The following is a 24,031-nucleotide window of genomic DNA, read 5'->3' on the forward strand; positions in this document are numbered from 1 at the left end:
GAACTTTCAAGCGCCAATACCACAAGTGGTTTTGCAGTGTGGATGTATTTGCTTATTCATAGTACTATTTCGAACTACAAAAACTACTTTGTAGTATTTGTGGTGTAGCAGTATTAGTTTATATGGTGTAACTTCGAACTAGTTTGGAGGTTAGTATGAGTCAAGAAAAATATCATTTTTTTGCGTTTTTATCTAGAATGAAATACATAAACAGATGGGGACTTATGAGAAATACCTATACAGAGAATATTCAGGAACATAGTCTTCAAGTGGCAATTATTGCCCACGGACTGGCAGTAATCAGAAATATCTATTTTAATGGTGAAATTAATCCTGAAAGAGTTGCTATTCTTGCAATGTTTCATGATTGCAATGAAATTATTACTGGTGATATGCCAACACCAATAAAGTACTATAATCCACAAATAAATAAAATTTATAAAGATATTGAGGATATATCCAAAGAGAAAATTATTTCCATGCTCCCAGAAGAAATGACGGATGAATATTATTCATTGTTTTTCAAGAATCCTGATGATTTAGAATGTTGGAGGCTGGTAAAGGCTGCTGATAGAATTGCAGCATACATTAAATGTATTGAGGAAGTAAAGGCTGGTAATAACGAGTTTAAAAAAGCAAGTGAAGCAATATTGCAAACAATTGAGAAAATTGACCTTGAAGAGGTGGCGTATTTTATGGAAAAATTTATGCCTAGTTTTAACTTATCCCTTGATGAAATCGATTAGTGCTTTTACAAAACTCAACTTTTTATTTGAAAAACTAAAGTGTTAAAGTATATAAAATAATCACTCATTTTAAGTTTATTGCCAGGAAACAAGCCATTGACAAGTTTTGAATTCCAACAGACTTTAAATTGGAAAGTTGAGTAATTTAATTGACAAAAAAAGTATATGTTATTAAAATTGAATAGAGCAAAAATAGCTAAGTGAATAGGATGTTTTTTACTTAGTAATTTTAACATTCTATTATTATTTACTTAACACATATTTTTACTGATCAAAACCAAAAACAAAGGGGCATTAAGATGACATTCGATGAAAATATAGGTAATTTATGCATTATAAACGGAGAAACTGTAGAAAAAGAGAGTCTGGCACTTTATACGTCTGAAAAATATAAGGCTTTTTATGAGGTTTTAAAAATAATTAAAGGAATACCTCTTTTTTATGAAGATCACTTTATGAGATTAAAAAGTTCAATGAATAAAGCCAGTTATGAGTTGGCAATTTCTAAAAGAGATCTTAAAGATCAAATTAAAAAGGTATGTGCTCTAAATTCATTTTCTGATTGTAATGTTAAAGTAATTGTGCTTCAATATGGAGCTGAGCAGATAACAATTATTTGCATTAATAAGTTCTATTATCCTACTAAACAAGAATACGATAATGGTGTAGTTTGTTGTACTGCCAATTTGACAAGAACTAATCCAAACATAAAGATTATTAATACTAGCTACAAGGATGAAATTAAGCGTGTAGTTGAAGAAAAAAAGGCTTTTGAGGTTTTGCTTGTTAATGATGAAGGAAAAATAACTGAAGGCGGAAAATCAAATGCTTTTTTTGTAAAGGGAAATAAAATATATACTTCTCCTGAAGATTATATTTTGGTGGGAATAACCAGAAAATACGTGGTCGATGTATGTAAGAAGCTTGGATATGAAGTAATAGAGACGCTTATTGGAGTAGATTCCTTGACCAGTTTTGATGCAGCTTTTATTACAGGTACATCAATAAATGTTTTACCAATAAGATGTATCGATAATTATGAAATTGATTCTGCAAAGAATCCTACAACTCAACATGTGATGGTAGGGTATAATAGCCTTGTCAGTTCATATATAAATGAAAATTAATTAAAATAATAGGGGGGGTAAGTATTGTGAGGTACCTTGAAAATGCTTTCAAATTTACATTAAATAATTTTTTATTGGCAATACCACTTTTAATTTCAATGGCAATACCTTCATTAATTATTAAAATAGGTACTGCTGGCTTTACTGCTAAGTTGGCCCAAAAGTATACAGAAATATTTATGAGCGTTTTGAGAGGCGAGTATTTAGACATTAGCGCGAACTTTTTTGATGAATTGATTAGTATGCCAATGATTATTTGTGTTACTATTGGAGGATTTCTGCTTTTGTTGTTTTCTATTTTAATTTATCCTGCTACTTATGGGTTAATAAATAAAAAATATGAAACAGGAAATGCAACTCTAAGCGATTTCACACAGTGTATGTCAAAATATATAGGAAGATATATACAGTTTGGTTTGCTAAGCATTGCTATAAGTATTGGATTAGTTTTAGTTTTAGTTATACTTGTGGTTATAGCTTCTGTTATTGCGGCATTAGTTTCAACTATCGCAGGTATACTGCTAATGTTACTTTTCTACTTTGCATTCATAGTAGGAAATATTGCTTTAGGAATTTATATGATTTTGTGGTTCCCAGCAGTTTGTGTAGAGGATAGCGGAATTATTGAGGGATTGAAAAATTCCTTCAAAACAGTTAATGGCAGCTTTTGGCCAATATTAGGTATTACTATATTAATTTCACTAGGTGGTGGTATAGCTGGTTCTATATTGGGCATTTTCCCATTTGTTGGTGTAGTAATATCATCTGTAATTAGTAGATTAGCAAATTTTGTTTTGATAGTTTACTATTTTGAAATTTATCGCGCTAAGACAGGTAGATTTTATTCAGCTGATAATTTCCAGCAGATAAATAATCCTATTGAGTAAAAGCAATAGCAAAGAAGTATGATTTTTGCCATTATAGCCTTGTTCTACGTCTTATGTAGAGCAAGGTTATTTTTATCAATTATTTATATTCCAAAGAGTATGGTTTTTTATGATGTGGGTTTAGCGGCACAAGCATAAGGATGAGTAAATGTCATTTACCATAATTTACATAATTCTAGTACTTATTATTTATACAAATCATTGAATTAGTATATAAACCTATATACTAGATTATTTTTTAAGAAGCGGAATATTAACTCCTTTATCAAAAAATAGCAATAATTATTGGAAAAGTACTTGACAAACACAAGGGCTAATGGTATTTTTAATATATAAATTAGCACTCAATAACTTAGAGTGCTAACAACAAAGTAAAAAATGCTGGAAGCAAAGGGAGTGATAAACGTGCTGCTTGACGATAGAAAACTTAGAATACTACAAGCCATTATTGATGATTACATTACTTCAGCTGAGCCTGTTGGTTCGAGAACTATTGCCAAAAGGCATGAACTTGGTCTAAGTTCAGCTACCATTAGAAATGAAATGGCTGATTTAGAGGAAATGGGTTTTTTAGAACAACCACATACTTCTGCTGGCAGGGTTCCATCGGATAAGGGCTATAGGCTATATGTAGACAAATTAATGCAGATTAATGAACTTTCACAAGATGATATAGAAAACATAAAAAATGCTATGGACGTCAAAATTAATGAACTTAGTCAGCTTATAAGAAATGCTTCAGTAGTAATGTCAAAATTTACAAAATATACTACTATGGCATTGACTCCTCATTCAAAAAAATCTGCATTAAAAGCAGTACAGGTTGTTCCTATTGAACAAGGAAAGGCTCTTGTTATTATTGTTACAGACACAAATATTGTACGTAATAATTTAGTAAGAGTTGATGATAGAATTACTCCTGATTCTTTAATTCAAATATCAAATTTGTTAAATGATAAGCTAAGAGGATATACTCTTAAAATGCTTGCATCAAATGATATTAGGTTTGAGGTTGAGAAATTTATTTCTATACCTCATAGTATTATTAATCCAATTCTCAACGGTATTGAAGACTTGATTAAAACAATTGATCATCCTGAGGTATATTTGGAGGGAACTACAAATATATTGAACTTTCCTGAATTTAGAGAGGTTCAGAAGGCAAAAGAGTTTTTAAATATACTTGATGAGAAGAAGTTAATTTCAGACATTCTTGTTAATACTTTATATAATAATAATGATATAGTAATACAGATTGGCAATGAGAACAATATAGAAGGTATAAAGGAATGCAGTTTAGTAACAACCTCATATAGTGTTGGAGATCATGTAATAGGTACTATAGGCATTATTGGCCCTACAAGAATGGAGTATTCAAAGGTTGTTTCTTCAATGAACTTTATAAGAAATAAAATTAATCAAGAGATATTACGGCTCTTGGGTGATGGATAGTTAAAAATTAAGGAGGTAAATACTGGATAATGAAAAAAGATATTAATTCAAAAGATGAAGAAGTAATTAATATAGATGAAAATGAGCAAACAGCAAATAACAGTTGTGATTCTGATTCATCTAGTAATTGCGGTGAGGAATGTCAAACAGATTCAGTTAATACTGAAATTGAGGAATTAAAAGCAAAACTTGAGGAAAAGAACCTTCAGTGTGAGGAGTATAAAAATGCAGTTCAACGTATAGCTGCTGAATTTGATAATTATAAAAAACGTACTTTAAAAGAAAAAGAAGCTCTTAGTCTTGATGCTGCCATTGACACTGTAAATACTATTTTGCCAGTGGTTGACAATCTGGAAAGAGCTTTAAAAGCTGCTGAGGAAATGGAAAACAATCCGCTAAAAGAAGGCGTTGAAATGGTTATGAGGCAGATGATGGAATGTTTAGAGAAGCTAGGTGTCAAGCCAATTGAAGCAATAGACAATCCATTTAATCCTGAACTTCATAATGCTGTAATGCATGTGGAGGATGAAGAAAAAGGAGTTAATGTTGTAATTGAAGAATTTCAAAAAGGTTATACAATGAAGGGAAAAGTCGTAAGACACAGTATGGTTAAGGTAGCAAATTAATAGTTTTGAATAACTCAAATTTGAATACATTTTGTTAATATATTAAGGAGGATTTTTTAATGGCAAAAGTAATTGGTATAGATTTAGGTACTACAAATTCATGTGTAGCGGTTATGGAAGGTGGAGAGCCTGTAGTTATAGCAAATCCTGAAGGTAATAGAACTACTCCATCAGTTGTAGCTTTTTCAAAGACTGGTGAGCGTATGGTAGGTCAGGTTGCTAAGAGACAGGCTGTAACTAACCCAGAAAGAACAATTATTTCAATAAAAAGAGATATGGGTACTGACAGGAAGGTTGAAATAGATGGAAAGAAATATTCTCCACAAGAAATTTCAGCTATGATACTTCAAAAACTAAAATCTGATGCAGAAGCATACTTAGGTGAAACAGTTTCTCAAGCTGTTATTACTGTTCCTGCATATTTCAGTGATGCTCAAAGACAGGCAACAAAGGATGCTGGAAAGATAGCAGGTCTTGAAGTACTTAGAATAATTAACGAACCTACAGCTGCTGCTCTTGCATATGGTCTTGATAAAGAAAAAGATCAAAAGATAATGGTTTATGATTTGGGTGGAGGTACATTTGACGTATCAATACTTGAAATTGGAGACGGTGTATTTGAAGTTTTAGCTACTAACGGAAATAACAAACTTGGTGGAGATGACTTTGATAATAGAATTATTGAATTTCTTGCAGACACCTTCAAGAAAGAAAATGGAATTGATTTAAGAAATGACAAGATGGCAATGCAGAGATTAAAGGAAGCTGCTGAAAAGGCTAAGATTGAGCTTTCTGGTGTAACAACTTCAAACATAAACTTGCCATTTATTACAGCTGATGCATCAGGTCCAAAGCACTTAGATGTAACACTTACAAGAGCAAAATTTGATGAAATAACAGCAGACTTAGTAGAAAATACTATGATTCCAACAAGACAGGCTATGCAGGATGCTGGCTTAACTCCAGACAAAATTGATAAGATTTTGTTGGTTGGTGGATCTACAAGAATTCCAGCTGTTCAAGATGCAGTTAAAAAGTATTTAGGTAAAGAACCATTTAAGGGAATTAACCCTGATGAATGTGTTGCTGTTGGTGCAGCTATTCAGGCTGGTGTATTAACAGGAGATGTTACAGGACTTCTTTTATTAGATGTTACTCCATTATCATTAGGACTTGAAACTCTTGGTGGAGTATTCACTAAGTTAATTGAAAGAAATACTACTATTCCTACTAAAAAGAGCCAAGTATTCTCAACTGCAGCAGATGGTCAAACCAGTGTTGAAATACATGTTCTTCAAGGTGAAAGAGAAATGGCTCAGTATAATAAGAGCTTAGGAAGATTCCAGCTTACAGGTATTCCATCAGCACCTAGAGGAGTTCCTCAGATAGAGGTAACATTTGATATTGATGCAAATGGTATCGTACATGTATCAGCCAAGGATTTAGGAACTGGCAACGAACAGAAAATCACTATTACAGCATCAACTAATCTTTCAGATGAAGATATAGAAAAGGCTGTTAAGGAAGCTGAGAAGTTTGCAGCTGAAGACAAAAAACGAAAAGAAGAAGTTGACGTTAGAAACAATGCAGATTCATTAGTATATCAATCAGAAAAATCTTTAAAAGATCTTGGAGATAAAATATCTGGAGAAGATAAAGCAAAAATAGAGTCAGGTGTTAATAGTGTTAAGGAAGCACTAAAAGGCACTGACATAGAGGCAATAAAGAAGGCTACTGATGAGTTGCAGCAAGCATTTTATGAAATATCATCAAAGATATATCAACAAGCTGGAGCACAGGGAGCACCAGGTGCTGATCCTAGTGGAGCTGGTTTTGGGCAGCAGGGTAATGCAGGCGGAGCAGATGATAATGTGGTTGATGCAGACTACAAAGTAGTTGATGAGGATAAATAAATATATAGTGAGGCAAGAATATGTCCCTACTTCTATAAGTGGCAGGTACCGCTTTGGTTTTTAGACGGTGAGAATATTTTCCGCCTCACTTGCACGCTGCTGATTCTAATGAATTTTTCTACAACCGAGAAATTTCATTTTGAAACTAGGTGTTATAATATATAGGGGCTGTAATAGGCCCCTATAGCAATTAAAAGTTGAAAATTAAAAAGTCTGCATTCATGTATTTATCGTTCTCTATATATAATGCTGATGGTGATGTTTGGAAATTATTTGCATATAGCTGAGTTTTCAAACCACAAAACCGCAAGTGATTTTATGACAGAAATTTATATGGAGTAACGTATAAGAAATACTACGAGAAGCTTTTTGAGAATTTAACAGCAAGTAATTATAGAATTTTTGTTTGAATAGGTGTGTTAATAAATTAACTCGTTTTTGGGAGAATCATTTTTTAAGTTGACTTTAAACTAAGCTTAGGTATAAAATTATTCTTGTATTTGTGGAGGTTTTAACATTTAATTCCACAAGTAAACGTAATTTTACGACGGAAGTATTTTAAAATAGTTAAGACCAATTATAGATTAATTTAGTTAACATTAAGTATTTTTTAATTGATAATAAATGCCAAAGCTGGTAATTTTAGGCTCTGGCTTGTTTTATGCTTTAGAAAATAATACCGGTGAAGTAAGCAACTTGATTTTTCTGAGGGATTTTAATGTTATGTATTAGACGGGAGTTGAATTTATGGCAGAAAAGAGAGACTACTACGAAGTATTAGGGGTAAGTAAAAGTGCTTCTGATGCGGAGCTAAAAAAGGCATATAGAAATTTAGCAAAAAAATATCATCCTGATGTTAACCCTGGTGACAAAAATGCAGAGGCTAAGTTTAAAGAGATAAATGAAGCTTATGAGGTGTTAAGTGATCCTCAAAAGAAAAGCAGATATGATCAATATGGTCATGCAGGTGTTGATCCAAATGGCTTTGGAGGAGCTGGAGGTTTCTCAGATTTTGATTTTGGAGGAATTGGCGATATTTTTGAATCCTTCTTTGGAGGTTCAGGCTTTGGTGGAAGGTCAAGGTCAAGAAGAGGGCCTCAAAAGGGTGCAGACCTTAAATATGCAGTAGAAATTTCTTTTGAAGAAGCAGCCTTTGGTATAGAAAGAGAATTAACGATAGGAAGAATGGAAATATGTTCAAAGTGTACTGGATCAGGAGCAAAGCCAGGTACAGAAGCATCAACTTGTAAGCATTGTAATGGAACTGGTCAGGTACAAATCAGACAGAATACGCCATTCGGACAATTTATTAATCAAAAAACCTGTGATGTATGTCGTGGAGAAGGTAAAATTATTACTGATCCGTGTCCAGCATGTAATGGTAAAGGAAAGCTTAGAAATAATGTTAAAATTAAAGTTAATATTCCTGCAGGAATTGATGATGGACAGACAATTTCATTAAGAGGAGAAGGGGATCCTGGTTCAAAGGGCGGACCAAACGGAGACTTATTAATAAATGTCAGAGTTAAACCCCATCCTCTATTTAAAAGACAAGGAAATGATATTGTATGTGATGAGCCAATTACATTTGTTCAGGCGGCTCTTGGAGCGGAAATAGAAGTGCCTACATTAGATGGAAAAGTAAAATACACTGTGCCTGAGGGAACGCAAACGGGTTCGGTATTTAGACTTAGAGGAAAAGGAATACCATATTTACGTGGTAATGGTCGTGGAGATCAATATGTTAAGGTTAATATTGAAGTTCCAAAGAAATTAAGTGAAAGACAGAAGGAACTATTAAGAGAGTTTGCTGAAATTAGCGGCGATGACACTCATGAGCAAAGGAAAGGCTTTTTTGACAAAATGAAGGACGCATTCAAATAAAGCTTAGCAGTGAAAACAGAAAATATAAAATATAGGGAGGTGCCAAGCCTGTGCTGTTTCTGTCAAGGAAATATACATTTCGTTAGTGTTAAACAAGAAATGTAGGGCATGGGTATTTTATGAAATGGTACGAAATACGTGTAAATACAACTAATGAAGCAAGTGAGGCTGTCTCTGAACTGTTAACATCAATGGGTGCAGGCGGTATTGCAATAATGGATCCATTTGATATACGAAAAGAAATTCAAAAAACAGATACTTTAGATTATGCTGATGATGAGTTTATTGAATCATTAGGTGAGGATGTTATAATCAAGGCTTACTTTCAAAATAGCTTAGATATAAATGATCTCCTAAAGCAAATAAATGATGGTTTAGAAAATATATCCCAATTTCTTGATGTTGGTAAAGGCATAGATGGCTATGGTGAAATAGAAGACGAGGATTGGTCCACATCATGGAAGAAATATTATAAGCCATTTAAACTTACAGAAAGAATAGTTATTAAGCCTACTTGGGAACATTACGATGCTGAACAGAATGATATTGTAGTTGAAATGGATCCTGGAATGGCTTTTGGAACAGGGACCCATGAAACAACTCAAATGTGTTCAAAATTATTAGATAAGTATATGAAAGATGAATTTGAAGTACTGGATGTTGGTTGTGGTACAGGTATATTGTCCATTATTGCTGCAAAGCTTGGTGCACAAAAGGTTGATGCTATTGATATTGATGAGGTGGCAGTAAGGGTTGCTAATGAAAATATTTCCACAAACAATGAAAGTTCAAAAATAACAGTTTTTAAAGGCGTTCTAACTGATTTTAAGCAGAATGACAAAAAATATGATATTATAGTTGCAAATATTATAGCAAATGTAATTATTGACTTAGCATCAGTTATACCTTATTATTTAAAAGGAAATAATTCTTTATTTATTACATCTGGTATAATAAAAGAGAGAAAATTAGAAGTTTTAGAAGCTTGTGCAAAAAACAGGTTGGATTGTATAGAAACCCTGGAAATAGGTGAATGGGTAGCAATGGTGTTCAAATGTCAAGATACTTTGTAAATAGTTCACAGATAAGAGATAATAAAATAACTATCGTTGGTGAAGATTATCAGCACCTGAAAAAGGTTTTAAGAACTGTAAAGGGAGATGTTATAACAGTATGCTGTGAGGGCTTTGATTATTCCTCAGAGATAACTGAAGTTACTAATGATTATATTATAGCTGACATTATTAATAAAGAGCCAAATCAAACTGAATCTGCGCTAAAGGTAACCCTATTTCAAGGATTACCCAAGGCAGACAAAATGGATTTGATTGTACAAAAGTGTATTGAAATCGGAGTAAATGAGATAGTACCAGTTATAAATGAGAGATGTATTACAAAAATTAATACTGACAAAGATGCCGTAAATAAAGTATCTAGATGGCAAAAGATTAGTTTAGAGGCAGCAAAACAGTCGAATAGAGGAATTATTCCTAAAATATGTATGCCTATTAAGTTTACTGATGCTGTCAATATAGCTTCAAGCTTTGATTTGTCAGTAATTCCATATGAGAAGGAAAGTTCAACTGGTCTTAAAGATATAGTGTCAAAATACTCAGTTGTTAAAACAGCTTCAATTTTTATCGGCCCAGAAGGCGGTTATACTGAACAGGAAATACAATTAGCTGAATCCAAGGGTATTAATAAGTTAACTCTTGGGCCAAGGATTCTTAGAACAGAGACGGCTGGGATTGTTGCTTTATCACTAATGATGTATGAACTAGGAGATGTATCAAATGGGAGAAATAAAATTTGTAGTTGTTGATGATGCAGTATTTATGAGGACATTAATAAAAAGAATGATAGAAGAGAATTCTAATTACATAGTTGTTGGAGAAGGCTCAAATGGATTCGAAGCTATTGAACAGGCAAGAAAGTATCAACCAGATATTATTACATTAGATATAACAATGCCTGAAATGGATGGTATTATGGCAATAAAAGGTATAACTGAGGTTAGCCCAAACACAAAAATACTTATGGTTTCTGCCATGGGACAGCAAGGAATGGTTATTGATGCAATAAAAATGGGAGCAAAGGACTTTGTAGTTAAACCCTTTGATAAATCCAGAGTACAGCAAGCCATTGAAAATGTATTAAAGCTATAAAAATAATAAAGAAAAAGTTTAATTTATGGAGGATTCAAATCCTCCATTTTGTGTATAATCAATTTAAATATTGGCAAATATTTCATATGGGTTAGCAATTTGAAGCAAATTGGAAAAAAATAAAGAAAATAAGTAAAAAATTCTTTAAATAATATGAAATTGTGTTATAATACTTTACGAGATTGTTAATTTTAAAGCTCATCTAGTGGAGGAATTTATGGTTAGGAGCATGACTGGTTTCGGTAGGGGAACCTTTAGTGATTGTGGTAAGGAATTTACTGTAGAAATTAAAAGTGTAAATCACAGATATATAGATTTCTATATTAAGTTACCTAGACAGATTGCTTTTTTAGAGGAACGTGTTAGAGAGATAGTATCAAAAAGCATATTTAGAGGAAAAGTTGATATTTTTATTTCATTTGAAGACCGTTCTGAGGATTCAAAAAGTGTTACACTTGATGAGGCTTTAGCTGATGCTTACATACAGGCTATTGAAAAGTTAAAGAACAAGTATAATTTAGCTGATGACATAAGTGTATCTTTAGTATCTAGATTACCAGATGTACTACGAATTGAAAAAAATGAAGACGATGAAGAACAGCTTTGGAAAGTATTGAAAAGTGCATTAGAGACTGCCATATCATCATTAATTCAAATGCGTGAAAAGGAAGGCAATGAATTAAGAGAAAGCCTGTTGCAAAAGGCAGATAATATGCAAGATATAATTAAAAATATATCTGACAGAAGTCCTGAAGTTGTTTCTGAATACAAACTAAAGCTTGAAAATAGGATAAAGGATCTTTTGAGCCAACAAACAATTGATGAAAACAGAATTGCAATGGAAGTTGCTATTTTTGCTGATAGATGTAGTATTGATGAAGAATTAGTAAGACTTGGAAGTCATTTATCACAGCTAAGAGATATATTAAGTATACAGCAGCAGCCCATAGGAAGAAAGCTTGACTTTTTAGTTCAGGAAATAAATAGGGAAATAAACACTATCGGCTCAAAGTCAAATGATATAATTATAACGAAAAATGTTCTTGAACTTAAAAGTGAAACAGAGAAAATAAGAGAACAAATTCAGAATATCGAATAGAGTTGATATTCTGTTTTTGAAGTTTTGTTTAAGCATAGCATATTTTCAAGTTACTACACTAAATAGTTAAATATAAACGCCTAAATTGGCATGGGAGGAGCTCGAAAAATAAGTTTGTGCAAACATAGTGCAATTTCGAGCCACAAAAACCACAAGTGGTTTTTGAAGTTTAGATTATGCATGGCGTGTTTTAAGTTATTATTTTAAATAGTTAAATAAAATATAAACGCCTAAATTGGCATGGGAGGATAGCCGATAATAAAAACATATATTGGTTTTGAACTAGAGGCGTTCCTCCCATAAAATAAAAATAATATATAACGCCCAACTGGGCATGGGAGGATAGTATGAAGCTTATAAACATTGGATTTGGCAATATTGTTTCTGCAAATAGATTAATTGCAATAGTAAGTCCTGAATCTGCGCCTATAAAAAGGATTATTCAAGAGGCAAGAGATAGAGGAATGTTAATAGATGCAACATATGGCAGAAGAACAAGAGCAGTTATTATTACTGATAGTGATCATATTATTTTATCAGCAGTGCAGCCTGAAACAGTGGCTCACAGATTGAATACAAAGGACGCTGATACAAGTGATAATGATGATGAAACAATAGAGGATTAGGAGGACGCTATGCAACAAAAGGGGTTATTAGTTGTATTGTCTGGTCCGTCTGGGGCAGGTAAAGGAACAGTTTGCCAAAAATTATTAGAACACAGAGAGACTGTAAAATATTCTGTATCGGCAACTACAAGGAAACCGCGTGAGGGTGAAATAGAAGGTAAGAATTATTTTTTTGTATCAGAAAGTAAATTTTTAGACATGATAGATAATGATGGTTTAATAGAATGGGATAAGTACTGTGATAATTATTACGGAACTCCAAAATCATATGTTGAATCTTGCATTCAGGATGGCTTAGATGTTGTTTTAGAGATAACTGTTGCAGGCGCTCTTGAAATAAAACAGAAGTATCCCGAATGTGTTCTGATATTTATTCTTCCACCTTCATATGATGAATTAAAAAGAAGAATAGTCTGCAGAGGAACTGAATGCTGTGATGTTATCGAAAAAAGATTGGAACAGGCATATAAGGAAATGAAATATGCATCAAAATATGATTATTTAGTTTTAAATGATTGTGTTGATAACGCTGTTTTAAATATTGAAAAAATATTAGATGCTGAGCGATTAAAACCATCAAGAAATACAGAACTGTTAAATACATTTATTAAATAAGGTTGATGGTCAATTAATATAAAGTTAAAGAACTTTTATAGTGTAAAATATTGGTGTGGGATTTTATTTTAATTTAATAATGTACTTAAAATAAGTTGCTAACTTGGTAACATAACTTTGATATCATTTTTCTCACAGATAATATTTTATTTGCAAAAGTTGACTAAAATTAATGTGAAAATTTATAAATATATTTTTAAAAGATTTTACAAAACTGGAGGTATTTATAATGATTTATCCATCAATAAATGATTTGATGAAGACTGCAGATAGCAGATATACATTAGTAGTTGAAGCTGCTAAGAGAGCAAGACAGTTAGTTGACGGAGCGCCTAAGCTTTCAAAAGTAAATTCTGAAAAGGAAGTTACTATTGCTATTAATGAAATTGCAGAAGGAAAAATAACTTATGTTAGAACAAGTAAAGAGAAAAACTTAGTTGATAAATTTCTTTCAGAAGAAACTCCTATAGAAGAAACTTCTTTAGAAAAAACTTCTTTAGAAAAAATTTCTTTAGAAGAAACTCCTTTAGATGAAGTTATTTTTGAAGAATCAACCATAGAAGAATAGTATGCCATTATGTCAGTTGAGAGCTCTCACTGATTTTTTCTTCTAAATACAAAAATGTTCATGGTATTTTGTATAGGTTATATTTATTCTTTTACATTATACTGGTTTGTCTGAAATTTTATAAACCCGGGTTATACAGTGAAAACAAAAATCGTTATTGTACGGTTTTGTTATAATATATTTTTTGCAGGGAGGCTTTTATGTCAAAATATGTTTATCTTTTCAATGAAGGGAATGCAAAAATGAGAAATCTTCTTGGAGGAAAAGGTGCTAACTTAGCCGAGATGACTGGTTTAGGACTTCCGGTTCCAAGAGGGTTTACTGTAACTACTGAGGCTTGTACAAGATATTATAGCGATGGCAAGACTATTGCAAAAGAAATTGAAAATGAGATTTATGAAATGCTAGAAAAGACAGAAAAAGTTGTTGGTAAGAAATTCGGAGATCCAACAAATCCATTTTTAGTTTCTGTCAGATCTGGTGCAAGAGCTTCAATGCCTGGCATGATGGACACAATTCTAAATCTTGGGTTAAATGATTTAGTTGTAGAGGGACTTGCAAAGCTTACTAGTAACGAAAGATTTGCATATGACAGCTACAGAAGATTCATTCAGATGTTCTCTGATGTAGTAATGGAAGTTGAAAAAGCTAAGTTTGAAAAAATACTTGACGATGTAAAAGAAGAAAACAATGCAAAATTTGATACGGATTTATCAGCAGAAAACTTAAAGGAAGTTGTAAAGAGGTATAAAGTACTATTTAAAAATGAAAAAGGGTTTGATTTTCCACAAGACCCAAAAACACAGCTTATGGAAGCAATAAAGGCTGTTTTCCGTTCTTGGGACAACCCTCGTGCTATTTATTATAGAAGATTAAATGATATTCCTGGAGATTGGGGTACAGCAGTAAATGTACAGGAAATGGTTTATGGAAATATGGGCAATAATTCAGGAACAGGTGTTGCCTTTACTAGAAATCCCTCAACAGGTGAAAAGAAGCTCTATGGTGAGTTTTTAATGAATGCACAGGGAGAGGATGTTGTTGCAGGTATCAGAACTCCTCAACCAATGGAGCAAATGAAGGAGGTTAATCCTGCTGCATATGAAGAGTTTGTAAAGATTGCTGGTATATTGGAAAAGCACTATAGAGATATGCAGGATATGGAGTTTACAATAGAAAATGGTAAGCTATTTATGCTTCAAACCAGAAATGGTAAGAGAACAGCTGCGGCAGCGTTAAAAATTGCAGTTGACTTAGTGGAAGAAAACATGATTACTAAGGAAGAAGCAATTATGAAGGTTGATCCTAAGCAGTTAGATGCTATTCTACATCCTAATTTTGACGCTAAGGCACTAAAAGCAGCAACTGTAATTGCTAAAGGACTTCCAGCATCACCTGGTGCTGCAACAGGTAAGATTTACTTCACAGCAGAGGACGCTACAGAAGCTGCTAAAAAAGGTGAAAGCAAACTTATACTTGTTAGACTTGAAACTTCACCAGAAGATATAGAGGGTATGCATGTATCACAGGGAATATTAACTGGTCGCGGAGGTATGACCTCACATGCTGCAGTTGTAGCTCGTGGTATGGGTACTTGTTGTGTTGCTGGCTGTAGTGATATAAAAATAAATGAAGAAGAGAAATATTTCATTGACAAGAATGGAAAGAAGTATGTAGAAGGTGATTGGATATCATTAGATGGCTCAACTGGTAATGTTTACGGAGAACAGCTGCCAACTGTTGAACCAGAAGTGACTGGAGATTTTGCTACACTTATGAAGTGGGCGGATGAAATAAGAACATTAAAAGTAAGAACAAATGCTGATACTCCTGCTGATGCTGAGCAAGCAATGAAGTTTGGAGCAGAAGGTATAGGTCTTTGCCGTACAGAGCATATGTTCTTTAATGCTGATAGAATTTCTGCAATGAGAGAAATGATTGTATCAAGGACAGAAGAGCAAAGAAGAAAAGCTCTTGATAAGCTTTTGCCAATGCAGAGAAGCGATTTTGAGGGCCTATTTACTGCAATGAAAGGCTATCCTGTAACTATCAGATTCTTAGACCCACCATTGCATGAATTCCTACCACAAGAGGATGAAGATATCGATGCTCTTGCAAAGGAAATGGGAATGTCATTTGATGAGTTAAAGAGTATAGTTCTTAGCTTACATGAATTTAACCCAATGATGGGACATAGAGGCTGTCGTTTAGCAGTATCTTACCCTGAAATTGCTGAAATGCAGACAAGGGCCGTTATAGAAGCTGCTATCAATGTAAATAAAAAAGGGATGTCAGTTATACCTGAAATAATGATTCCATTAGTAGGAGATGTAAAAGAATTAAAATTTGTAAAAGAAGTTGTGGTAAAAACTGCTAATGAAGTTATTGAAAAAGCAGGTGTCAAACTAGAATATAAAGTTGGAACAATGATAGAAATACCTAGAGCGGCACTTACAGCCGATGAAATTGCTAAAGAAGCTGAGTTCTTCTCATTTGGTACAAATGACTTAACCCAAATGACTTTTGGATTTAGTAGAGATGATGCAGGCAAGTTCTTGGATGATTACTATTCAAAGAAAATTTATGAGTCAGATCCATTTGCTAGGATCGATCAAACTGGAGTTGGCAAACTGATTGATATGGCAGCTAAACTTGGTAGACAGACAAGACCTGATATCAAGCTTGGAATCTGTGGTGAGCATGGAGGAGATCCTTCATCAGTTGAATTCTGTCAGAATGCTGGACTCAACTATGTATCATGTTCGCCTTTCCGCGTGCCAATAGCAAGACTTGCTGCTGCACAAGCAACTCTAAAGGAAAAGCTAGGCGGCTGATATAGCTAGAAATAATATTGTATAAAAGGGGAGTATTGCAGGCTATCTTTGAATAGGATGCATACTCCTTTTATGTGTTCTATGTCAATAGTTAGGATAGAACAACTGTAAACTGGAAATTTGATACACTGGAAAAATAAAGAAGGGTATTATTTCTTAGCAATCTAAGAGATAATACCCTGCATCTTTATAATTCATAACCAGCTAGTTCAACTAGCTATCCTTTTCAATAATGTCAATTAGCTTTATGACATCATTTGTCTCCATAGGCTTACCCCAAACATAACCTTGAATATAATCACTCCCAAGATTAGCAAGGATATCAAGCTGCTCTTGCAGTTCAACACCTTCTGATAGGACTTCAAAATTCATTATATGACCAATTGAAATAATGGCATTAACATAATTTCTTCCAGATTCACTAATAAGAAGATCATCAACAAAAGATTTATCAATTTTAAGCATATTGATAGGGAGTTTAGCTAAATAACTGAGTGATGAATAACCGGTTCCAAAGTCATCAAGTGCTATACGAATTCCAATTTTCTTTAATTCATTAAGTATTTCAACTGCTTTTGATATAGAAGAAATAAATACTGATTCTGTAATTTCAATTTCAAGTTGTTCTGGAGGGAATCCAGTTTCATCAAGCATCTGTTTAATTTCATCTAAAAAGTCTTTATTCAATAAATGCAGTACAGAAATATTTACTGAAAGTATGTATTTTTCAGTAGTCTTATCTAATATTTTTCTGAAAAATAACATGGTATTGTATATAATCCAGTTATCAATTCTAGTAATAATTCCCGTTTTTTCTGCAATTGGAATAAACAAATTAGGGCTTATTTGATTACCATTTTCATCTTTCATACGAGCTAGTGTTTCAAAGCCTCTGAGTTGTTTTGTTTTAGTATCAAATTGTGGCTGTAATACGAAGTACAAATTATTATCATCTAATGCCTTTCTAACCTTTTGCTCTAGTATAACATTATTTTCTATCATTTCAGTTATAGAAGGTGTATACAAACAAATATCTTCGTTGCTGATATTCTTTGAATAATACATTGCAGCATCGGCAAAACGAAATATTTCTGATGAATCTTTTGAGTCTCTAGGAAACAGGGATACACCAAAACTTGCTGAAACATAAAAATAATTATCTTTTACAATGAATCTCTCTGACAGAGCGTTAGAGTATTTTTTTATGTTTTGAGTTAGATCCTCTACAGAGACATAATTTTTTATAATTATTATAAATTCATCACCACCAAGCCTGGCAATAAATTCATTTTTATTCTTAACATAATTCCACCTTTTTGCAACTTGACATAGAACTTCATCACCTAAATCATGTCCAACTGAATCATTAATGTTTTTAAAATCGTCCAAGTCAACCATGATTAATGCAAAATTCTCAGTTTCAGAATTGTGATTTTCGATAAGCGTAGATATATAATCATTGAAGGCACGGCGATTAGGCAGTCCTGTCAGTGCATCGGTGACTGCGTACTTAGTTATAGTTTTTGAATGCATGTCCAGTTGCTTTAAATATATATAGATTATAAATACAACACTAATATTTGTAATCTGAGCAGCTAATCCTGAAACAGGCGAGTAAGAGTTAACCCTAATTATAGTTGAAATAAGTATAAATATTTGAATAATAGAAAGAATTATTGCAGTAGTAAATCCTTGTTTTTGAAAATATGTAACCATGATAACGAGAATAAACATTTGAAGTTGTCCTAAAATACCACTTATGGACAATGAATGTATGCGAGATTCTCCTATCATTAAAGAAATATCAAACTTATTAATTTGCATATTTGCTATGAAAATAATAAAATAAATAATTATTGAGATTACTATTGTCCATTTTGGGAGTTGCTTTTTTTGGGGAAGGCTATTACTATGTTTCATAAGGTATGCTCCTTTATTATCCGGTAATTAAAAAAATCAAAAAGCATGCAGATAAGCTTATTTAAAATCTGTAAATAACAAAACATGATACAAAATGGCAAAATACATCTTTATTATACAATAACAAATATACGAGTAAATATCAATATCAACTAGCTTAGATTGGCATTTTCATAATGTTTTAGTGTTTGTCTTAAATATAGTTATTAATTGTAAGAGTGTTATATTGGTGATAAAATATAATATACTAACATATATTGTATATTAATTTGAATATTAATTTCAGAGAGGCAGGAGAACTATGAGTTTTAAAGAAATTAAGGTAGAAGATTTGTTATTTAATCCATTTAAAAAGATAGGTAAAGAGTGGATGCTGATATCGGCAGGTAATAATGAGAAGTTCAACACAATGACAGCCAGCTGGGGTGGCCTTGGAATTATGTGGGGAAAGAATGTTGCAACAACTTATATACGTCCTCAAAGATACACTAAGGAGTTTGTTGATGCAAATGAAACTTTTACAATTTCATTTTATGATGAAGCCTACAAGAAGGCTCTAAACATATGTGGGACAGTATCGGGAAGAGATACAAATAAAGTAGAGCAAGCTGGCTTAACACCATACTTTATAGATGGAACAGTTGCTTTTGAAGAAGCTAACATGATTCTGATATGTAAAAAACAATACCATTGTGATATGACTCCTGACAATTTTGATGAAAAAGAAAATGATGATAAATGGTATCCTTCTAAAGATTATCATACTATGTATATATCAGAAATTATTAAAGTTTTGGTAAAAGAGTAATCTCAGCTTGATTCTTTTTTATAAAATACTAGATAAGTAAATCCATAATATTGGTGCTAAAGAGAACTAATTCTTATGGGGAAAGCTAAAGGGAGGTATACTTTTTTGCTTTTTCTATAGTCAATAAAGGTCACAGTCCTTCGTCTTATTAGCTGTTTGTTTTGAAGAATTGGAATTATAAGCAGTTTTGACTTGAAGTTGATTATGAAATGAATCTAACTTTAGAACAATATTGTACGAACTAGAATGATTTTAAAGATAATTTTTTAGGTATGTTGGCACTATCAAATAAAAAGCTAATGTTATATGAGAAAAGCTTGCTGAATGAATACATTCTAATATTGTTGAAATTAGTAAAACAATATTCATTATGTTTTAATTGTTCAGCAAGCTCCAAGTTTTTGCAGAATGATCTACATGATTGAGGGTACACTATGAACCATGGATGATGGGAATGTTATTAAGAATAGCTTAAATTTATTATAATTCTTCAGTTATTCCAATAAGCTTTAACACATCACTTGTATTCATAGGCTTACCCCATACATACCCTTGAATATAATCACTTCCTAAATTAGCAAGTATATCTAGCTGGTCTTGAATTTCTACACCTTCAGATAATACCGAAAAATTCATTATATGCCCTATGGAAATAATTGCTGCAACATAATTTCTACCGGAATCGCTGACAAGAAGCTCATCTATAAAGGACTTGTCAATCTTAAGTATATCAATTGGAAGCTTAGTTAAATAACTGAGTGATGAATATCCTGTTCCGAAATCATCAAGTGCTATTCGGATACCCATATTTTTTAATTCATTTAATATTTCAATTGCTTTAGATATTGATGAAATAAATACAGATTCTGTAATCTCAATTTCAAGCTGATTTGGAGGGAATTCTGTTTCTTGAAGCATGAGTTTAATTTCATCAATAAAACCTTTATTCAGTAAATGTAATACAGATATGTTCACTGAAAGCAACAGGTCTTTATCAGTTTTATTAAGAACTTTTTTAAAAAAAATCATTGTATTACGAATAATCCAGTTATCAATACTTGTTATTAGACCAGTTTTTTCTGCAATTGGAATAAACATTGCAGGGCTTATAGGATTTCCATTTTCGTCGTTAAGTCGAGCCAGAGTTTCAAAGCCTCTAAGCCTTTTTGTTTTAGTATCATATTGTGGCTGCAATACAAAGTATAGTTTATCATCTTCTAAAGCCCTTCTAATTTTTTGTTCTAAAGCTACATTATATTCAATTGATTCGGTCATAGATGAATTATACAGACATATATCCATGCTGCTGATATTTTTTGCATAATACATAGCTGCATCAGCAAAACGGAACAATTCTGTGGAATCCCTTGAGTCTAGTGGATAGAGAGCGACACCAAAACTAGCTGTAATATAGAAGTAAGTGTCCTTTACTACAAATCTATCGGATATGGCTACAGAATATTTTTTAATACTCTGTTTTAGATCATACTCCGAACCATAATTTTCTAAAATTATGATAAATTCATCACCGCCAAGCCTTGCTATAAAATCATTCTTTCCCTGAACCATTTTCCATCGTTCTACCACTTGACAGAGAACTTCATCTCCTGCATCATGTCCAACTGAATCATTAATGTTTTTAAAATCATTTATATCTACTATAACTAATGCAAATTTAAAGCTATCATCATTACAGTCTGAAATTAGTCTTATCAAATAGTCATTGAATTTGCGGCGGTTGGGAAGACCTGTAAGTGTATCAGTAAGAGCAAATTCTGCAATGATATTTTGATTGAGGTCTAACTTCTTTAAGTATAGATAGATTAATAAGGTTACAGTTATGCATGTAGATATTGCCGCTAATCCAGCAATTGATGAATATGCTTGAAGGAAAATAAACGGAATTGCTAAAATAATAGTATGAATAATACAAATTGTAACGACATTTTGAAATCCTTTTTTTCTATAAAATATAACCATTATTATGAGAAGAAACATTTGTAATTGAGTTAACATCCCACTAATTGTTAAGTAATGAAAAACTATATTAAATAATGTTAAATTGATTTGATATCTATTAATATAAGTTGTAGTTATCATAATTAATATATAAAAAAGAATAGGAAAAATCATAGTCCAGCTTGGTAATTGAATTGATTTTGATGGCAATTGTATTGATTTTGAAAACTCCTTATCAAATGAATTATATTGTGTCATATATTATGTCTCCTGTATACTTTTTATCTCAACTGTAAATAATTAATTATTAAATATTAATTTTTACTTCAAATATTCAGATAGTATCTATAAAATAAATTCCTATCAAATTAAAAGGGTTGCCATTGTCTTAACCATATTTTAGTACAAAAGTAATTTCTAATTTAGAGATATAAAAAAATTCTGCTATTAATATACCTTTTATTCTAGAACTTTTATCACATTGATATATACAATATTCCTTAGTAATAAAATAACATAAACATACAACAAATATCAACATAAATCTGCAAAAATGTAATTAATTTATACAAAATTGTAGATATTATACAATAATTTAGCGATAAAGCACAAAAATGTAAAAAAATTAAAGATAAAAAAGGAACACATTAATTAAAATGTGTTCCAAATAAATTCCAATGGAAATGTGCGCTTTTAATTTAGTTTGTGAAAGTTATATAAGTGACACTAAAAATTTAAGCTAGTTTTTAAGCTAATAATGTAGATTTTATTATTTCATCTGATACTCCTAATAGCTTTAAAGCATCTTTTGGAAGCATTGGTTTTCCCCATAGGTATCCTTGCATAAAATCACTTCCGAGATTGGTGAGTATATCTAACTGTTTTTGATTTTCAACACCCTCAGATATTACAGAAAAATTCATAATATGACCTATTGAAATAATTGCTTCAACATAATTCCTTCCAGATTCACTGACCAGAAGTTCGTCTATAAAAGACTTATCTATTTTTAATAAATCTATAGGGAGTTTTGATAGATAGCTGAGGGATGAATAACCTGTTCCAAAGTCGTCTAATGCAATACACACACCTAATTTCTTTAATTCATTTAACGTTTCAATAGCTTTCGCCATTGAGGATATAAATACTGACTCTGTAATTTCTATTTCAAGGTTACTTGGAGGAAATTTTGTCTCGTTAAGCATTTGTTGTATCTCGTCTAAAAAACCTTTATTTAATAAATGAAGTACAGAGATATTTACTGAAAGAATAAGGTTTTCATTAGTTATATCTAAAACTCTTTTGAAAAATAACATTGAATTTCTTATAACCCAGTTATCGATACTAGTAATAAGTCCTGTTTTCTCTGCAACTGGAATGAATGAAGCAGGATTGATTATATTACCGTATTCATCCTTCATACGAACAAGAGCTTCGAAGCCTCTAATCTTTCTTGTTTTAGTATCATATTGGGGCTGTAAGACAAAATAAAGATTATTTTCCTCCAATGCTATCCTAATCTTCTGTTCCAGTGCAACACTGTTTTCTATTGTATCAGTCATAGAACGGTTGTACATAGTAATGTTTACATTACCGCTATTCTTGGAAAAGTACATAGCTATGTCAGCGTAACGGAAAATTTCTGATGGATCTTTTGAATCCTTTGGATATAAAGCAACACCAAAACTAGCTGAAATATAAAAGTAGTTAAGATTAATTATAAATCTGCTTGATATAGCGGTTGAATATTTTTTAATTTTTCTCTCTAACTCTTCTTCAGAACCATAATTCTTTATAATGATAGTAAATTCATCACCACCAATTCTTGCAATGAAATCATCAGCGCTTTGAACTATTTTCCAACGTTTAACAACTTCACTAAGAATTTCATCACCTGAATCATGTCCAACTGAATCATTTATATTCTTAAAATCATCTAAATCTATCATTACTAATGCAAATTTATCATCATCATTGCTATATTCTGCAATAAGCTTGCTCAAATAATCATTAAAGGCTCTGCGATTAGGTAGACCAGTAAGTGTATCAGTGAATGCATATTTAGCAATTGTATTCTGATTACTGTCTAATCTTTTTAAGTAAAAATAAATCAGTATTGATACCGCAGCACTAGAAATCAAAATTGCAATACCTGCAATAGAAGTGTAAACTTTGCCATAAATAATTGGAAGAACTAATAAAGTGGCTTGAATGGTACTTAAAATCAATACAGAGACTAATCCAATCTTTCTGTAAAAAACCACAATTAGTATAAATAATAGCATTTGAAATTGAGATATTATTCCGCCCAGTGATATATATGGGATTATAGCAGTGCCTATTTGGACAGATATCTGACGGTTATTTACTTGATAGGCAACTACCAGTAAAAACAAATATAGTAAAACAGGAAATATTAAAGTCCAACTTGACAGATTTTTTGACCTATTAAAGTCATTTAGAATCGAATCATTTTTTTTCATAAAATAATCCTCCGTACACGTGTAATTTATTATTATTTTGGAGAAAAGCAACTTAAATTGTTAGAAATATAATTCAAGTTTACTATATTCAATAATTTACCGAACTAAATGCTCATATTTATAAAATACCATAAAATGACTACAAACATCAACACTAAACATACAAAAGTGTATAAAAATGTTAAATAATTATGTTGAATTATTGAAAATTTGGTGTTTTTGCATGAAAAAGATACTTTTAGGCGGTAATTAATTGGTAAAATTAACCAAAAAAGTAAATGCAAAAGGATAAGAGAATTTTAAACTATATATACTTTTT

18 protein-coding genes and 1 pseudogene are annotated in these 24,031 nt (G+C 31.9%); 16 read left to right on the top strand and 3 right to left on the bottom strand.

What is annotated here, in order from left to right; genetic code table 11:
• Positions 1-155: 155 nt before the first annotated feature.
• The 15 genes and pseudogenes from yfbR (at position 156) to ppdK (ending at position 16,542) form a co-directional block, all read left to right on the top strand.
• A complete protein-coding gene (yfbR, locus tag EHE19_RS09160) occupies positions 156-746 on the top strand; it encodes a 5'-deoxynucleotidase (RefSeq protein ID WP_137696228.1) in 591 nt (196 codons plus the stop codon).
• A gap of 299 nt (positions 747-1,045) precedes the next feature.
• Positions 1,046-1,873, top strand: coding sequence for an aminotransferase class IV (locus tag EHE19_RS09165; protein WP_137696227.1), 828 nt, complete (start codon positions 1,046-1,048; stop codon positions 1,871-1,873).
• A 26-nt stretch (positions 1,874-1,899) separates the two neighbouring features.
• Complete coding sequence (locus EHE19_RS09170; RefSeq protein WP_137696226.1) at positions 1,900-2,760, top strand: DUF7847 domain-containing protein; 861 nt, start codon at positions 1,900-1,902, stop codon at positions 2,758-2,760.
• Between the two features lie 396 nt (positions 2,761-3,156).
• Complete coding sequence (hrcA, locus tag EHE19_RS09175) at positions 3,157-4,212, top strand: heat-inducible transcriptional repressor HrcA (RefSeq protein ID WP_483313997.1); 1,056 nt, start codon at positions 3,157-3,159, stop codon at positions 4,210-4,212.
• Positions 4,213-4,241: 29 nt separating this feature from the next.
• On the top strand, positions 4,242-4,838 hold the full coding sequence (gene grpE / locus EHE19_RS09180; protein ID WP_137696224.1) for a nucleotide exchange factor GrpE: 597 nt from the start codon (positions 4,242-4,244) through the stop codon (positions 4,836-4,838).
• Between the two features lie 59 nt (positions 4,839-4,897).
• On the top strand, positions 4,898-6,751 hold the full coding sequence (dnaK, locus tag EHE19_RS09185; RefSeq protein ID WP_137696223.1) for a molecular chaperone DnaK: 1,854 nt from the start codon (positions 4,898-4,900) through the stop codon (positions 6,749-6,751).
• Between the two features lie 747 nt (positions 6,752-7,498).
• Entirely contained in the window at positions 7,499-8,635 is a 1,137-nt protein-coding gene (gene dnaJ / locus EHE19_RS09190) for a molecular chaperone DnaJ (RefSeq protein WP_137696222.1), read from the top strand.
• Positions 8,636-8,754: 119 nt separating this feature from the next.
• Positions 8,755-9,708, top strand: coding sequence for a 50S ribosomal protein L11 methyltransferase (gene prmA / locus EHE19_RS09195; protein ID WP_137696221.1), 954 nt, complete (start codon positions 8,755-8,757; stop codon positions 9,706-9,708).
• On the top strand, positions 9,669-10,457 hold the full coding sequence (locus EHE19_RS09200; protein WP_425314302.1) for a 16S rRNA (uracil(1498)-N(3))-methyltransferase: 789 nt from the start codon (positions 9,669-9,671) through the stop codon (positions 10,455-10,457). The genes prmA and EHE19_RS09200 overlap by 40 nt, the downstream gene beginning before the upstream one ends.
• A complete protein-coding gene (locus EHE19_RS09205; protein WP_137696220.1) occupies positions 10,429-10,800 on the top strand; it encodes a response regulator in 372 nt (123 codons plus the stop codon). The genes EHE19_RS09200 and EHE19_RS09205 overlap by 29 nt, the downstream gene beginning before the upstream one ends.
• Positions 10,801-11,017: 217 nt before the next feature.
• Positions 11,018-11,899, top strand: coding sequence for a YicC/YloC family endoribonuclease (locus EHE19_RS09210; protein ID WP_137696219.1), 882 nt, complete (start codon positions 11,018-11,020; stop codon positions 11,897-11,899).
• A 347-nt stretch (positions 11,900-12,246) separates the two neighbouring features.
• Positions 12,247-12,525, top strand: a complete 279-nt coding sequence (gene remA / locus EHE19_RS09215) for an extracellular matrix/biofilm regulator RemA (protein WP_137696218.1) — start codon at positions 12,247-12,249, stop codon at positions 12,523-12,525.
• A gap of 9 nt (positions 12,526-12,534) precedes the next feature.
• Positions 12,535-13,140 carry a guanylate kinase gene (gmk, locus tag EHE19_RS09220; RefSeq protein WP_137696217.1) on the top strand — a complete coding sequence of 202 codons (606 nt, stop codon included), beginning with the start codon at positions 12,535-12,537 and terminating at the stop codon, positions 13,138-13,140.
• A gap of 229 nt (positions 13,141-13,369) precedes the next feature.
• Positions 13,370-13,567, top strand: a pseudogene (gene rpoZ, locus EHE19_RS19745) (DNA-directed RNA polymerase subunit omega); the annotation flags it as partial.
• Between the two features lie 341 nt (positions 13,568-13,908).
• The gene (gene ppdK, locus EHE19_RS09230) at positions 13,909-16,542 is read left to right on the top strand and encodes a pyruvate, phosphate dikinase (protein ID WP_137696215.1); all 2,634 of its coding nucleotides are present in this window, start codon (positions 13,909-13,911) and stop codon (positions 16,540-16,542) included.
• Between the two features lie 213 nt (positions 16,543-16,755).
• Here ppdK and EHE19_RS09235 read toward each other — a convergent pair whose 3' ends face one another.
• On the bottom strand, positions 16,756-18,462 hold the full coding sequence (locus EHE19_RS09235; RefSeq protein WP_137696214.1) for a putative bifunctional diguanylate cyclase/phosphodiesterase: 1,707 nt from the start codon (positions 18,460-18,462) through the stop codon (positions 16,756-16,758).
• Positions 18,463-18,763: 301 nt separating this feature from the next.
• Here EHE19_RS09235 and EHE19_RS09240 point away from each other — a divergent pair, with 301 nt between their 5' ends.
• Positions 18,764-19,270 (top strand): flavin reductase, encoded by a 507-nt coding sequence (locus tag EHE19_RS09240; RefSeq protein WP_137696213.1) that lies wholly within the window; start codon positions 18,764-18,766, stop codon positions 19,268-19,270.
• A 480-nt stretch (positions 19,271-19,750) separates the two neighbouring features.
• On the opposite strand, the gene EHE19_RS09245 is transcribed toward EHE19_RS09240, so the two are convergent.
• Complete coding sequence (locus tag EHE19_RS09245; protein ID WP_137696212.1) at positions 19,751-21,487, bottom strand: putative bifunctional diguanylate cyclase/phosphodiesterase; 1,737 nt, start codon at positions 21,485-21,487, stop codon at positions 19,751-19,753.
• Between the two features lie 488 nt (positions 21,488-21,975).
• On the bottom strand, positions 21,976-23,712 hold the full coding sequence (locus EHE19_RS09250; protein ID WP_137696211.1) for a putative bifunctional diguanylate cyclase/phosphodiesterase: 1,737 nt from the start codon (positions 23,710-23,712) through the stop codon (positions 21,976-21,978).
• Positions 23,713-24,031: the final 319 nt, after the last annotated feature.

The sequence above is a fragment of the Ruminiclostridium herbifermentans genome (assembly GCF_005473905.2).
Classification (GTDB): domain Bacteria; phylum Bacillota; class Clostridia; order Acetivibrionales; family DSM-1351; genus Ruminiclostridium; species Ruminiclostridium herbifermentans.

What these genes read in the sequence shown, in the direction of transcription:
- gmk (WP_137696217.1), top strand. Translation starts at nt 12,535, where the DNA reads ATGCAACAAAAGGGGTTATTAGTTGTATTGTCTGGTCCGTCTGGGGCA.
- EHE19_RS09235 (WP_137696214.1), bottom strand. Translation starts at nt 18,462, where the DNA reads ATGAAACATAGTAATAGCCTTCCCCAAAAAAAGCAACTCCCAAAATGG.
- EHE19_RS09205 (WP_137696220.1), top strand. Translation starts at nt 10,429, where the DNA reads ATGGGAGAAATAAAATTTGTAGTTGTTGATGATGCAGTATTTATGAGG.
- EHE19_RS09250 (WP_137696211.1), bottom strand. Translation starts at nt 23,712, where the DNA reads ATGAAAAAAAATGATTCGATTCTAAATGACTTTAATAGGTCAAAAAAT.
- remA (WP_137696218.1), top strand. Translation starts at nt 12,247, where the DNA reads ATGAAGCTTATAAACATTGGATTTGGCAATATTGTTTCTGCAAATAGA.
- EHE19_RS09240 (WP_137696213.1), top strand. Translation starts at nt 18,764, where the DNA reads ATGAGTTTTAAAGAAATTAAGGTAGAAGATTTGTTATTTAATCCATTT.
- dnaJ (WP_137696222.1), top strand. Translation starts at nt 7,499, where the DNA reads ATGGCAGAAAAGAGAGACTACTACGAAGTATTAGGGGTAAGTAAAAGT.
- yfbR (WP_137696228.1), top strand. Translation starts at nt 156, where the DNA reads ATGAGTCAAGAAAAATATCATTTTTTTGCGTTTTTATCTAGAATGAAA.
- prmA (WP_137696221.1), top strand. Translation starts at nt 8,755, where the DNA reads ATGAAATGGTACGAAATACGTGTAAATACAACTAATGAAGCAAGTGAG.
- EHE19_RS09245 (WP_137696212.1), bottom strand. Translation starts at nt 21,487, where the DNA reads ATGACACAATATAATTCATTTGATAAGGAGTTTTCAAAATCAATACAA.
- ppdK (WP_137696215.1), top strand. Translation starts at nt 13,909, where the DNA reads ATGTCAAAATATGTTTATCTTTTCAATGAAGGGAATGCAAAAATGAGA.
- EHE19_RS09200 (WP_425314302.1), top strand. Translation starts at nt 9,669, where the DNA reads ATGGGTAGCAATGGTGTTCAAATGTCAAGATACTTTGTAAATAGTTCA.
- EHE19_RS09210 (WP_137696219.1), top strand. Translation starts at nt 11,018, where the DNA reads ATGGTTAGGAGCATGACTGGTTTCGGTAGGGGAACCTTTAGTGATTGT.
- grpE (WP_137696224.1), top strand. Translation starts at nt 4,242, where the DNA reads ATGAAAAAAGATATTAATTCAAAAGATGAAGAAGTAATTAATATAGAT.
- EHE19_RS09165 (WP_137696227.1), top strand. Translation starts at nt 1,046, where the DNA reads ATGACATTCGATGAAAATATAGGTAATTTATGCATTATAAACGGAGAA.
- dnaK (WP_137696223.1), top strand. Translation starts at nt 4,898, where the DNA reads ATGGCAAAAGTAATTGGTATAGATTTAGGTACTACAAATTCATGTGTA.